This window comes from Brevundimonas sp. GW821-FHT10E09 (genome assembly GCF_058809375.1).
This window is the reverse complement of the sequence record NZ_JBXASO010000001.1, coordinates 166,685-179,858: the sequence shown is the minus strand read 5'-3', so window position 1 is coordinate 179,858 and position 13,174 is coordinate 166,685. Positions and strand designations below refer to the sequence as shown.

The window sequence follows — 13,174 nt, the reverse complement described above, 5'->3', positions numbered from 1 at the left end:
GTTACACGTCAAGACCGTTTTCTTTTTCCGTGCCCCGACTAAGGTGTCCGCCTCCCGGGGGGTCAGTTCATGTCCAGTCATCGTCGTTCCGTGCGTCCGCTCGCCTTCAGCCTGGCCGGCGCCTGCGCCGCCGCCTTGCTCGCGGTCCAGCCCGTCTCGGCGCGCCAGACAGGCGCCGACATCCCCACGGTGCGTCAGACCCTGGGCTATGACAGCGGTCAGGAGATCACGCGCGCCGCCGACGTGCGCCGCTATTTCGAAGCCCTGCGCGCCGCCGCTCCGGACAGGGTGGCGATAGGCGACTATGCGACGACCTGGGAGGGCCGCCCCCTGTTCTGGGCCGCCGTCGGCTCGCCCGCCAACATCGCCCGGCTGGACCAGATCAAGGCCGACGCCCGCGCCCTGGCCGATCCGCGCCGCACCTCGCCCCAGCAGGCCGCCGCCCTGATCGCGGATCAGCCGGTCCTGGTCTGGATGGCCTATTCGGTCCACGGCAATGAGATCAGCCCCGCCGACGCCGCCATGCAGGCCGCCCGTCGCCTGCTGACCGACCCGACCGCCCAGGCCTGGCTGGCCAACACCGTCGTCGTCTTCGTCCCGACCCAGAACCCGGACGGGCGCGAGCGTTTCCTCAACAGCTTCGCCTCGGGCCGCGGCTCCCTGCCCAATCCCGACCCCGCCTCGGCCGAGCGGGACGAGCCCTGGCCCAGCGGCCGCTACAACCATTATCTGTTCGACCTGAACCGCGACTGGTTCATCCAGACCCAGCCCGAAACCCAGGGCCACGCCGCTCTGGTCCGCGACTGGCGGCCCCAGGTGGTCGTCGACAGCCACGAGATGGGCTCGGACGAGACCTTCTTCTTCCCGCCCGAGGCCGAGCCGCTGAACCCGTGGATCTGGCCGCGCACCCTGGAGAACCGCGCCCTGTTCGGCCGCAACACCGGCGCCCGGTTCGATGCGGCGGGTCTGGCCTATTTCAACCGCAAGGTCTTCGACGCCTTCTATCCCGGCTATGGCGACGGCTGGCCGGGTTATCTGGGCGCCGTCTCCATGACCTACGAGGTCGGGTCGGCCCGGGGCCTGGCCGCCCGCCGCAGCTCGGGCGAGGTCTTCACCTACGCCGACACCGTGAGCGCCCACCTGACCGCCACCCTGGCCACCATCGAGACAGCCTCGCGCAATCACGACCGGTTGCTGAACGACTTCTACGCCTATCACCGCGACGGCGTGGCGGGACGGGGCGCCTATGTTCTGTCGCGTGCGTCGGATCCGGCGGCGGCGGACCGTCTGGCTGGACTTCTGGTCCGATCGGGCATCGAGGTCGGGGTCGCGCGCCAGGCCTTCGCCTGCGCCGGCCAACACCGCGCGGGCGACTATGTGATCAACCTGGCCCAGCCCCAGCGCCGGATGGCCGAGGTGCTGCTGACCCGCGACGTGCCTGTCCCGCCCGACTTCCTGGCCGAACAGGAGCGGCGCCGCGCGCGCGGCCTGGGCGACGAGATCTATGACGTCACAGCCTGGTCCCTGCCCTTGATGTTCGGCGTCGATGCGACCCGCTGCGACAGCGCGCCGAGCGTCGCCGTCGAGGCGCGCGGCCCCGAACTGGTCACGCCCGCCGCCGTCCGGAACGCAGAGGCCCGCTACGGATTCCTGGTCGCGCCCGGCTCGGCCCAGCCCCGCTTCCTGGCCGCCGCCCTTCAGGCCGGACTGACGGTCAATTCGGCCGACCAGCCCTTCACCCAGAACGGCCGCGACTGGCCCGCCGGAACCCTGATCCTGCCGAAGGCGGGCGCGCCCGCCGACCTGATCGCCACCCTGAACCGCCTCGCCGCCGACACGGGCGCCGAAGTCGTGGGCGTAGACGAATCCTGGGTCGAGCGCGGCGCCGGCTTCGGCTCCAGCGACGTGGTGCGTCTCCGCGCGCCCCGCATCGCCCTGGCCTGGGACAGTCCGACCGCCCCCGACGCCGCCGGCGCGACCCGCTGGCTGCTGGAACGCGACCTGGGCTATCCCGTCACCGCCATCCGCACCGCCAGCTTCGGCGAGGCCGACCTGGCCCATTATCAGGTCCTGATCCTGCCAGAGGGCCGCGACTACGCCTCCGTCCTGGGCGAGGCCGGGGTCAAGGCCCTGCACGACTGGGTCTCGCGCGGCGGCACCCTGATCAGTCTGGGAACCGCCACCCGCCTGCTGGCTGACGCCGACAGCGACATGCTGGCCTCGCGCCGCGAGGACGGCGCCTTGGACAAGGACGAGGACAAGCCCGCCGCCCCCGCCCGGATCGCCAACCAGACCGACTACGCCGCCCTGCTGGCCCACAGCGACCACGGCCCCGACTCGGTCGCCGGCGTCCTGGCCCGCGCCCATGTCGATCCCGACCACTGGATCGGCGCCGGCCTGCCCGAAACGCTGAACGTCCTGGTGCGTGGGGCCGACATCTACGCCCCCCTGAAGCGTGGCGAAGGGACCAACGCCGTGCGGTTCGAAGGCTCCGACCGGCTGCTGGCCTCGGGCCAGCTGTGGGCCGAGAACCAGGCCCAGCTGGGCTTCAAGCCCGTGGTCATGGTCGAGTCCCTGGGGTCGGGCCAGATGATCGCCTTCACCCAGGATCCGACGGTGCGCGGCTATCTGGAAGGCCTGAAGCCCCTGTTCGCCAATGCGGTGTTCAAGGGACCGGCCCACGTCTCGCCGCGCTGGTGAAGTCCCAGACGCCTGATCGCGATCAGGACTGGACACAGGCTCAGACGCGCATAACCTCGTTTTTCGCCCGCAGAGGCGCAAATAGAAAAATGGGAGTTACGCCTTGGTTCGTCTGTCTGTTTCCAAACTCGTCTCGATCGGCGCCTCGGTCGGGGCCGCCGCCGCCCTGTTCGCCGTGGGCGCCGTCGCTGTCGCCCAAACTCGTCCCGATCCCCAGCCGGCCGTTTCCGGCCGCGCCCTGCCGGTCGGCAGCTATCGCGAGACCTGCCGCAACATCTCGCTGAACGGGGATCGGCTGCGCGCACGCTGCATCGCCAAGGACGGCCAGTCGGTGGCCTCGACCCTCAGCGTCCGCGCCTGCCGCGGCGCCCAGGTCCGCAACGACAACGGCCGCCTGACGTGCGACGCGGCGCCCGCCGCCCGCACACGCTGACGCCCGCCCCGGCCCCGGATACGCCGGGGCCGGGCCCGATCACATGGGCCAGAACAGCAGGATCGCCGGCGGACCGATCACCAGCACCAGCAGGCTCAGCGGCGCCCCCAGCTTGGGATAGTCCGAGAACCTGTACCCGCCCGGCCCCATGACCAGCGTATTGCACTGGTGCCCGATGGGGGTCAGGAAGTCGCACGCCGCCCCCACCGCCACGGCCATCAGGAAGGGGTCAGGCCGATAGCCCAGTTGCTGGGCCAGGGTCGCGGCGATGGGCGCCACCACCAGAACCGTCGCCGCATTGTTCAGGAAGGGCGTCACCGCCATGGCCGCGAACATCATGCCGGCCACCGCCACCACGGGCGGTATGCCCTGGAAGATCGACTTCAGCCCCCCGGCGATCAGATCCGCCCCGCCCGTCTGCTGGATCGCGTCCGACACCGGGATCAGGGCGGCGATCAGCACCAGCAGCGGCCCGTCCAGCGCGGCGTAGGCCTCGCGCATCTTCAACCCGCCCAGGGCCACGATCACCACCGCCGCGCCGAAGAAGGCGATGGCCACGGGGATCAGGCCGAACCCCACCATCACCATGGCGACAGCCAGAACCACGGCGGGCAGGAACTTCCGCCGCTGGCCGCCCAGCCGCATGTCCCTTTCCGCCAGGGGCAGCAGGCCCAGGGTCGCCAGCCGCCCCGGCAGGCCGGCCTCGGACCCCTGCAGCAACAGCACATCCCCCGCCTGCAGCTTGGCCGTCCGCAGATGCTGCGTCAGCTCATAGCCGCTGCGCGACACCCCCAGCAGGTTCAGCCCGTACTGGCCGTACAGGTCCAGCGACCGCACCGACTGTCCGGTCAGGGACGAGTCCGCCCCGATCACCGCCTCGACCAGATGGACCTCGTCCTTGGCCTCCTCCAGCAGCACCGGCCGGTCGCCGCGCACCAGCTTCAGCTTGGTGGCGACGATGAATTCCTCCAGCGCCTCCTGGTCGCCCTTGATCAGCAGGGTGTCCCCGGCCCGGATCAGGGTGTTGCCGCGCGGCCGGGCCTTGCGCTTGCCGTCGCGGATCAGGGCCATCACCTGGATCTCGTCCGGCGCCATGGCCTTCAGGGCGCTGATGGGCTTGGTCGCCAGCGTCCAGTCGTCGGGAACCCGCGCCTCGGTCAGATAGGCGTTGGCCGACAGGGCCGCCGACAGACCTATGGTCCCCGTCCGGTCCTTGGGCAGCAGCCGATAGCCGAACGTCAGGAACACCAGGGCGGCCCCCGTCAGGATCAGGCCCACCGGCGCATAGTCGAACATCTGGAACGGCGCCCCGACCATGTCCTGACGCACCTCGGCCACCAGGATGTTGGGCGCGGTCCCGACCAGGGTCACCATCCCCCCCGCCATGGCCCCAAACGCCATGGGCATCAGCAGCCGCGACTGTTTGGTCCCGGTGCGCCGGCTGACCTGCAGCGCGACCGGCATCATGATGGCCAGGGCGCCGACGTTCTTGGTCACCATCGACAACAGGGTCACGGCCGCCGTCAGCACCGGCACCTGGCTGCGTTCGGTCTTCAGGTGCGGCAGGATCCGCTTCAGCGCCAGTTCGACGATGCCCGACTTGGCGAAGGCCGCCGACACCACCAGGGCGCAGGCGATGATCACCGTCACATCGTTGGAAAAGCCCTCGAACGCCGCCTCGGCCGGGATCACCCCGATGGCCAGACCCGCCACCAGGGCCGCCACGGCGACCAGGTCATAGCGGAACCGGCCCCAGATGAAGGCCGCCACCGTCAGGCCGACCAGGCCGAAGGCCAAACCCTGTTGTAGTGTCACTCAGTTGCTCTCGCCCCCGGCCGCCCAGCGCCGCCGACGGACAGCAACGGCGGAAACGGCCGGAGGTTCAACACATCCGCGCCGGCGTCCCTTACCGGCCGACGACCAGTCGCCCCGCCGCCCGCAGGATCCGCCAGATCTCGGCCAGGAAGGCCCAGACCACGATGATCATCAGGATCGCCGCCAGACCGCCCGCGTCGTCCGCCGTGGGATGGAACAGCGCCCGCGCCCGTTCGGCGAACTCCGTCACCGTCCCGACCCAGATCACCGGCGTCAGCGGCGACCAGAACCACAGCCACGCCACGCCCCAGGCCGCTGCGGCGCCGAAAGCCATGTCGCCCAGGGCCGTCAGCCGCACATTCCCCCCCGACGCCGCCCGCGTCAGGTCGAACAGGATCCGCGCCACGACGAACAGGGTCACGGGCCAGTAGGCCGCGTCGACGACCTGGACCAGGATCCGGCCATAGTCGACGCCGTCCACCACCCCGGCCAGTTCCTCCGGCCGGATCGAGGCCATCGGCAACAGGCCGGTCCACCACAGCAGCAGCACGCCCCAGGCGATGGCGCTGGACACCGCCCGCGCGGCCGGCGACATCTCGGCGCTCCTGCGCACCGCCGGCCCCGACTTGGCGGCCGCGCCTTCACGCAGCGTCGCCCCGCCGCGCGCCAGCCTCTGGCCCCAGGTCTCGGCGTCGATATCGCCGCCCAGTTCGAACAGGCCCAGATCCTTGACCCGCCATCTGGCGATGAAGTCGGGCTTCTTCTCCTGCCGCTCCAGCACGAAGCCGATCAGGGTCACGATCCCGATCACCGACACCGCCCCGCTGAACAGGCTGGCGAAGGCCTGGCCTATCGCCTGACCCGCGTAGATGTCGCCGGCCAGCACCCGCGCCGCCAGTCCGATCAGGGTGACGCAAACCATCACCAGCAGCGCCGTCTTCACCGCGAACAGCCACCACGGATAGAGCTCCGGCCCGATCAGCGCCTGCGGCCCAGACCGATAGCGCGCCGCCACCGTCAGCGGATGGCCGACCTCGCGCAGCAGGGCCTCGACCTCGTCGTCGCTCGGCGCCCGGCCCAGCCGCGCCTCCAGCGCCTCGAGCCGCCCCATGATCTCGTCGCGCAGCTCGGCGACGATGTCCTCGCGCGTCGCCTTCGGCAACTGGGCCGCCACGGCCTTCAGATAGGATTCAACCAGGTCCATCCCACGCTCTCCCTCTTTCCCGATGTTCACAGCATCTTCTCCAGCGAGGCCGACAGGCCCCGCCATTCGGCCGCCAGCCGCGCCAGCATGGCCTCCCCGCGCGGCGACAGGCGGTAGAACCGCTTCTTGCGCCGCTCCTCCTCGCGCCACTCGCTGTCCAGCAGCCCCTGGCTCTCCAGCCGCCGCAGCAGCGGATAGAGGGTGCTCTCCTCCATCTCGACCCCGACCTCGCCCAGCGCGACCCGCAGCGAATAGCCGTATTGCTCGCGCCGCAAGCTCGCCAACACCGCCAGGATCAACGACCCCCGCCGCAGCTCCAGCCGCAGACTCTCGAACAGCAGTTCCTCATCCTGACTCAAACCCGCGCTCCCGATCCACGACGTCGCATAGTGTGTGACGCACAGTGTATGAGACATACTGTGCGAGAGAGTCAAGCGAGCGATGGTTTCCGCATGAAGAAGGGCGCGGAGGGTTTCCCCTCCGCGCCCCAATGCCGACGATGCGTCGATCCGCTTAGAAGCTGCGGAAGTTTGCGCTGATGAAGAAGCGTCGGCCGAACAGATCGAAGTTATCCGCCGTCGTATTACCGAGCCAGCGCGCCGGCTCCGCGTCGAAGGCGTTGACCACGCCTGCACGCAGGGTGACGTCGTCCCGCACATCCCAACGCACCGAGAAATCGTGTTGGCTGAAATCGCCCGTCTCGATGTACTTCAGGCTCTCGTAGCGGTCCGGATTGGCCAGGATATTGTCGATGTCCTCGATTTCTTGGCTGGCCTGCCAGTCCCAGTCCCAGCTGAACGACAGGGTGTCCGTCGGCGACCAGGTCAGGGTGGACAAGAAGCGCACGCGCGGCGAACCGACGGTGTCCTGATAATCCGTACCGTCCGCCGGATCGTCGATGTTCACGTAATCGACCTGTTCGATCAGCCAGTTGCCGCGGATGGCGTGACGGAACGAGCCCCATCCACGCCCGCCGAAGCGGAACAGATCGCCGCCCCATCGGGCCGAGAAATCGACGCCCTTAGCCGTCAACGCCGCATAGTTGAGCGAGCCCTGGATGAAGCTGGTCACCTGGAAGCTGGTTGCGTCCCGCGTCTGGGTCAAGCAGGCCAGAGTATTGACCTGATCGCCGCTGACGCACTGGTTTGCGGCCGCCTGAGCGCTCACCGAGTCGATGGCGTCGTTGATCTCGATATCGTAGTAATCCATCGTGATCGCGAGGTTCGGCAGCAGGTAGTCCGGCGTCCAGGCGAAGCCGTAGCTGAAGCTTTCCGAAGTCTCGGGCTGCAGGAATTGGTTACCGCCCGCCAGGCCGGGCACCGAACCGCTGCCGTAGTTCGGCAGATAGGCGTTCGTCGCGCCCAGGTCGGCGAAGTTCAGATCCAGACCGGCAGCCGAGGCAAGCGCGCCGCAGTTGGCGATCCGGTTGGCCGCGATCGAGCGGTCAGCCAGATTGTTGATGACGGTCGCACTGCAAGGATCCGAGAAGCCGTTGGCGAAGGTCTGCCCCAGCGGCTCGTTGGTCTCGCTGAGGTTCGGCACGCGGATCGCGGTCGATTTGGTGGCGCGCAGCAGCAGTTGGTCGAACGGACGATAGGTTACGCCCAGGCTATACGTCTCCTGTTCGCCGACGTTGGAATAGTCGGAGAAGCGGTAAGCCCCGTTGATGTCCATAGACCGGCCCAACCAGGTGTCGCGCATGATCGGGACCTGAAGCTCGGCGAACATCTCGTTGGTGTCATACGACGCTTCCTTGAAATCCGCGCCGCTGTTCAGGAACAGCAGACGCCCTGCGCGGTCCCGATCACGCCCGATGCCGCTGGTGATCTCCTTGCGGTACTCGTAACCGACGACCGCACCGATCGGACCGGCGCCCCAGAAGTCCCACAGATCGCCGCCGGTAAAGGCGACGAAATCGTGCTGCTTGTTCTGATCTTCGACCTTGATCGAAGCCTGAATATAATCCAGCGCCTCTTGCGAGAAGCCGCCGGCGCCGAACACCCGCACAGGGGTGCAGTCGCTGATGACGTCGCCCTGGCGCGAATAGGTCGTGGTGACGCCGCCGCTGGTGAGGCTTGCGTTCGGCACGGCGACGCCTTGGGCGTTCAGCAGTTGCACGCGGCAGACCACCTCGCCCGCACGGCCGTTGACGATGCCAGCGGTGTCAACCACCGCGTCAGCGGCCGCCTGATAACGAACGATATCCACGCCCAGTTCGACGTTTTCATTGTCCATCTGGCCATAGGTATAGGCCGCTTCCCACCGAATATTGCGCACGAAGCCGAAGTCCGGCGCATCGCCCCGCAGACCCAGCACATAACGCTGCAGTTCGCGGGTGTTTTCCTGAGTCCGGGATGGGCCATACAGCTTGTGCTGGGCGCGCGGGTCGGCGACCGTTCCGGTCAGAACCCCGGCCGAGTTATAGACTTGCCGGCGGTTATTCGTGATCGCCAGGCGCACATCTTCCGGCAGATAGGCGTTGTCCAGCCCGATCTCGAACGCCGACGTCGCCGTGATCGCCCCGACCGTGCCCGGCGCGAACTGGCGGATGTTGAAGTCGTGGAATACCCGCTGACCGGCGTCATAGGTTTCTTCCTTGACGTACTTGGCCTCTCCGAAGGCCTCGATGGAATCGGTCAGCTTGAAGTTGAAGCCGGTCTGGAAGCGGTAGTTCTCCGATTCCGGAAGGCGGCTGTTCTGGCCCTGCTCGGTATTGGGGTTCTGACCCAGCCCCCCGTTGCTGACGGTGCGCGACAGACCCGTCTGCTGGCGAATCGGGCCGAACACCACAGCCTGCGAGGCGCCGGCGTCGGTATACAGATAGCTGTTGTTCGGATTGTTGGTCGGCGCGACCGAGAAGCAGTTCGCCGAGAACGAGGTGGCCGAGCAGGTCGCGAACGGCACGTCCGGATCGCTGGCGGGGCTACGTTGCACGCCGGTGGACAGAATCGTGATCCCGCCTCGGTCTGTGCCGCGAATATAGGTGCGCAGGTTGTTGACCAGGATCAGATCGATGACGCCGTCGCTGGACGCTGAGGACGGGTCTGCGTCGTTGCTGATGAAACCCCAGCCCTCCCGACGCCAGTCGACATCGCGGTCCAATACCTCGTCGCTGCGCTGATACTCGCCAGAGACATAGACGTTCAGACGATCTTCCAGGAACTTGCCCCCCCACAGGGCGGAGAGCCGCTCGCTCATCTGTCCGTCTTGGTTGACCTCGGCCAGCGATGCATCGACCTCGAGCCCGTCGAAATCCTTGCGCAGCGTGAAGTTGACCACGCCCGACACGGCGTCTGCACCGTAAACGGCCGCAGCACCGCCGGTGATCACTTCGACGTTCTCGATCAAAAGACGCGGAATCGTATCGACATCGACGGCCAGAGAACCGGGCGAGGACCCGACATGGCGACGGCCATCGACCAGGACCAGCGTACGAGCCGAGCCCAAGCCGCGCAGGTTCAGCAGCGACAGGCCGCCATCGTTCAGGTTCGATCCTGTAGTGTCTTCCGGCACTTGAGAGAATGAAAGCGCGGGAATGTCGGCGAGGAAGTCGATGACGTTAGATTCACCCGATTGCAAAACCTCTTCCTGGCCGATCTGGATCAGGGGCGTCGCGGCGGTGGTGGCGTCGCGGCGGATGCGCGACCCGGTGACGACGATCTCCCCAACTTCGGCAGCCTGCGAGCCTTCGGCCTCCTGCGCGGCGGCGGCGCCGACACTCCCCATCACTCCGGCCAGCACTGTTCCGGCCAGAAGGGCCCCACGCAAAGTCCGTCCAGCGTCCAAATTCACTCGCATGCATAACTCCCCGAATTGAGCGACTAATAGTCGCCGCAATGCACATGAGAGCGAGGCGACGCCACCTCATTTCAGCAAAACAGACATATATTTGGCGCCTGCGTATCAATTTGGTGACAAGTTTGCGCCTTTTGATTGTTCCGCTATCAACTTAGTCGAGTGACAAAGAAAAAGGCGGCGGACCGAAGCCCGCCGCCCTCTTCATTTCGAATCGACCGCGATCCCTAGAAGGACTTGGTCAGGTTCACGAAGGCCGTGCGGCCCAGGTAGTCATAGCCCGAGTACAGCGGGGCGTTGCCGACCCGGTTGTACACGCCCGACGAGATGGTCGGCGGGTTGTCGTTGAACAGGTTGCGAACGCCGAGCGTGGCGGTCCAACCATCGGACGCATACTGGACCGAAGTGTTGTGCAGCCAGTAGTCATCGGTCGCGAGGTCGTAGTCCGACGTAGCCGGATCTTCCCCGTAGTAGGCGTAGCTGTCGGTGCCCTGGATCCATTCGACACCGTAGCGCACGCGCCACTTGTCCCAGGCGTAGGAGACGTCGGCCGTTCCGGTGAACTCCGGATTGTCGATCATGCCGGTGTAGTCTTCCAGCGGATCTTCGGCGAACAGCTTGTTCGAGATTTCCGTGTACTGGGTGATCGCCAGGTTGAACAACGCCGTGCCGGGGCCGACGTCCTTGCGATAACGGACCGTGTAATCCAGGCCTTTCACATTGTCCGTCGCCAGGTTGACGTAGCTGTCGCGGACCGTGAGGCTGTTGTCCACCGCATCGCGCGTGACCAGTCGGCAGAAGCCGGCGTCGGCCGCGAAGTCGGCCGGGTTGGAGTCATAGCAGCGGGTCAGGATCTGGGCTGCACCGGTGCGCGACACGCCGTTCTCGACCTCGATCTCGTAATAATCGACGGCGAAGGCCAGATCGCCCCAGCCCGAGGGCAGCGGCGGCTGGACGACCAGGCCGACGGTCATGTTGGTCGAGGTTTCGGCCGCCAGGCCGGCGTCTGCGCCGCCTGCGGTGATCACCGTGACGCTGTTGGTCGACTGGAAGTCGCCCGCCAGGCCTTCGGCCGTGCAGTTGGCGACGCGGTTCGGGTTCACGCCCGGCGCGCCGTAGTTGTTGCAGCGGTCGTTGGTGTTCGACAGGAAGCCGGTGGTGGCGCCGACGAACTGTTCGAACAGCGCCGGGGCGCGGTACGAGGTGCCGTAGGTGCCGCGAACCGTGACCCAGTCGATCGGACGATAGACCAGACCGACCTTGTAGGTCGTGTCGTCGCCGTACGAGTCATAGTCGGTGTAGCGGAACGACCCGTTCAGGGTCAGCTCGCGGACGCCCGGCAGGTCGACCAGGATCGGCGCTTCGATTTCGCCGAACACTTCCTTCACCGAATCCGAGCCGCGCGTGATGGCCGAGGTCGAGAAGTTGTAGGTGTTGCCCAGCTGGCTATCCAGGCCCGGCGTGTCGTCGATTTCGGACTCACGCCATTCGGCGCCGAAGAAGCCCATGACGCGGCCGGCAGGCAGGCTGAACAGCGGGCCGTCGATGCCGATGCTAACCACTTTTTCGGTGAACTCGGTCGTGCCGGTCACCGGACGGAAGACATAGTCGACCCAGTCCTGCGGCAAGGCGCCACGGATGGTCTGCGCGTTCAGGGCGGGTGCGGCGACGCAGCCGGGGTTCGAAGCCAGTTCGGCGCACTGGAACTGGCCGGGCGCCGTTTCCACCACGTCCAGCGACTCGATCATGCGATCGGTCAGGAACTGTTCGCTGGTGTAGGTCGACTTGGACCGCGAATAGCTGACGTAGGCGTCATAGCGCCATTCCGGCAGGAACAGGTCGCCCTTGATGCCGGCGACATAGCGGCCGAAGTCCACTTCCTGTTCGGAATGGTCGTTGCCGAAGCCGATGAAGGCGCGGGCGCCGACATCCTGGCCCTTGTTCAGGCCCTGATCGCCCGAGATCGTGCTGAACGCCAGGCTGTCCGGGATCAGCGGGCTGCCCTTGGCGTAGTCCAGCGAGAGCTGGCGATAGCCGGTCTGCGAAGACTTGCGCTGGTTGAACAGGGCTTCGCCATAGACCTCGGCGTTCCCCAGGGCGTGAAGGTCATAGCCGACTTCGCCGTACAGGGTGGTGATGTCCACCGGCGAGATCAGCGACTCGTTCAGCATCCGGTCTTCGAAGGTGTCGCGGACGTTGAGGTCGTTGCCGGGGCCGCCCACGCCTTCAAACCCGGGCACGCCGCCGGCGACGCCCGCGTTCGGACGCCAGCGATTGAACACCGTCCCGACGGAACCGGGCGCGCCGACGCCCGCCGTGCCGATGAACGTCCGGGCGCCGCTGGCGCTGGGCGGACCCTCCACGCCCAGGGCGACGGTGTTGATCGTCACGCCGTTCGAGCCGGTCGTGGTGATCGGATAGCATTTCGACTGGCCGGTCAGCGGGTCGATATAGTCCTGGCCGTTGCGGAAGCCGTCGGTCTGGCAGCGCGTGAACTCGCGGTCGCGCAGGGTCAGTTCGTCACGCTCGTAGCGTTCGACCGAACCGGCGGCGCGCCAGCGGTCGGCACGGACGCCCGCCGTCAGCGACAGACGGGTCGAACCGCCCGCGCCATTGGCTTCCAACGGCTCGTTGCGCTGGCCTTCAAAGGTGACGCCTTCGAAGTTGTTGCGGGTCTGGATGTTGACCACGCCGGCGACGGCGTCCGAACCATAGACCGACGAGGCGCCGTCACGCAGCACTTCGACGCGGTCGATGATGGCGGTCGGCAGCACGTTCAGGTCGGCCGCGCCGACCGAACCGCGCGAACCGGCCGGCGAAACGCGACGGCCGTTCAGCAGCACCAGGGTGCGGCTCGGGCTCATGCCGCGCAGGCCGATGGTGTTGGCGCCGGGGCCGCCGTTGGTGACGTAGCCGCCGTACGAGTTGTTGATCTGCGAGGTGCCGCCGGTGACGGCCGTGCTCTGCAGCGCCTCCGTGGTCGAGGCGAAGCCCTGCAGGGTCGCCTCTTCGCGCGTCACGACCTGGGTCGGCGAGGGGGCGTTATAGTTGTCACGGCGAATACGGGAGCCGATGACGACGATGTCTTCGACGCTTGCGGACTCATCGGCCTGAGTAACGGTGGCGTCTTGAGCCATCGCGACAGGCGCTGAAAGCATGGACAGCGAAGCCGCCACAATTCCGCCGACCATAGTCGACGACAGAAGGTAATTTTTACGAGTACGCAT

7 protein-coding genes are annotated in these 13,174 nt (G+C 67.1%); 2 read left to right on the top strand and 5 right to left on the bottom strand.

Annotated elements, in window-relative coordinates:
* The first annotated feature begins 69 nt into the window (after positions 1 to 69).
* Positions 70 to 2,700, top strand: a complete 2,631-nt coding sequence (locus tag AC1RSI_RS00840; RefSeq protein ID WP_040349733.1) for a M14 family metallopeptidase — start codon at positions 70 to 72, stop codon at positions 2,698 to 2,700.
* 103 nt (positions 2,701 to 2,803) lie between these two features.
* The gene (locus AC1RSI_RS00835) at positions 2,804 to 3,133 is read left to right on the top strand and encodes a hypothetical protein (protein WP_008261145.1); all 330 of its coding nucleotides are present in this window, start codon (positions 2,804 to 2,806) and stop codon (positions 3,131 to 3,133) included.
* A gap of 39 nt (positions 3,134 to 3,172) precedes the next feature.
* Here the strand turns inward: AC1RSI_RS00835 and AC1RSI_RS00830 are convergent, their stop codons facing one another.
* From AC1RSI_RS00830 to AC1RSI_RS00810, 5 genes are all read right to left on the bottom strand, one after another.
* The gene (locus AC1RSI_RS00830) at positions 3,173 to 4,948 is read right to left on the bottom strand and encodes an SLC13 family permease (protein ID WP_040349734.1); all 1,776 of its coding nucleotides are present in this window, start codon (positions 4,946 to 4,948) and stop codon (positions 3,173 to 3,175) included.
* Positions 4,949 to 5,039: 91 nt separating this feature from the next.
* The gene (locus AC1RSI_RS00825; RefSeq protein ID WP_154726507.1) at positions 5,040 to 6,152 is read right to left on the bottom strand and encodes an HAAS signaling domain-containing protein; all 1,113 of its coding nucleotides are present in this window, start codon (positions 6,150 to 6,152) and stop codon (positions 5,040 to 5,042) included.
* 26 nt (positions 6,153 to 6,178) lie between these two features.
* Complete coding sequence (locus AC1RSI_RS00820; RefSeq protein ID WP_008261789.1) at positions 6,179 to 6,511, bottom strand: PadR family transcriptional regulator; 333 nt, start codon at positions 6,509 to 6,511, stop codon at positions 6,179 to 6,181.
* A gap of 154 nt (positions 6,512 to 6,665) precedes the next feature.
* On the bottom strand, positions 6,666 to 9,920 hold the full coding sequence (locus AC1RSI_RS00815; protein ID WP_196066395.1) for a TonB-dependent receptor domain-containing protein: 3,255 nt from the start codon (positions 9,918 to 9,920) through the stop codon (positions 6,666 to 6,668).
* Between the two features lie 254 nt (positions 9,921 to 10,174).
* Entirely contained in the window at positions 10,175 to 13,084 is a 2,910-nt protein-coding gene (locus tag AC1RSI_RS00810; protein ID WP_230307675.1) for a TonB-dependent receptor domain-containing protein, read from the bottom strand.
* Positions 13,085 to 13,174: the final 90 nt, after the last annotated feature.

Coding starts and splice junctions, on each gene's coding strand:
- AC1RSI_RS00825 (WP_154726507.1), bottom strand. CDS start 6,152: ATGGACCTGGTTGAATCCTATCTGAAGGCCGTGGCGGCCCAGTTGCCG.
- AC1RSI_RS00840 (WP_040349733.1), top strand. CDS start 70: ATGTCCAGTCATCGTCGTTCCGTGCGTCCGCTCGCCTTCAGCCTGGCC.
- AC1RSI_RS00810 (WP_230307675.1), bottom strand. CDS start 13,084: ATGGCTCAAGACGCCACCGTTACTCAGGCCGATGAGTCCGCAAGCGTC.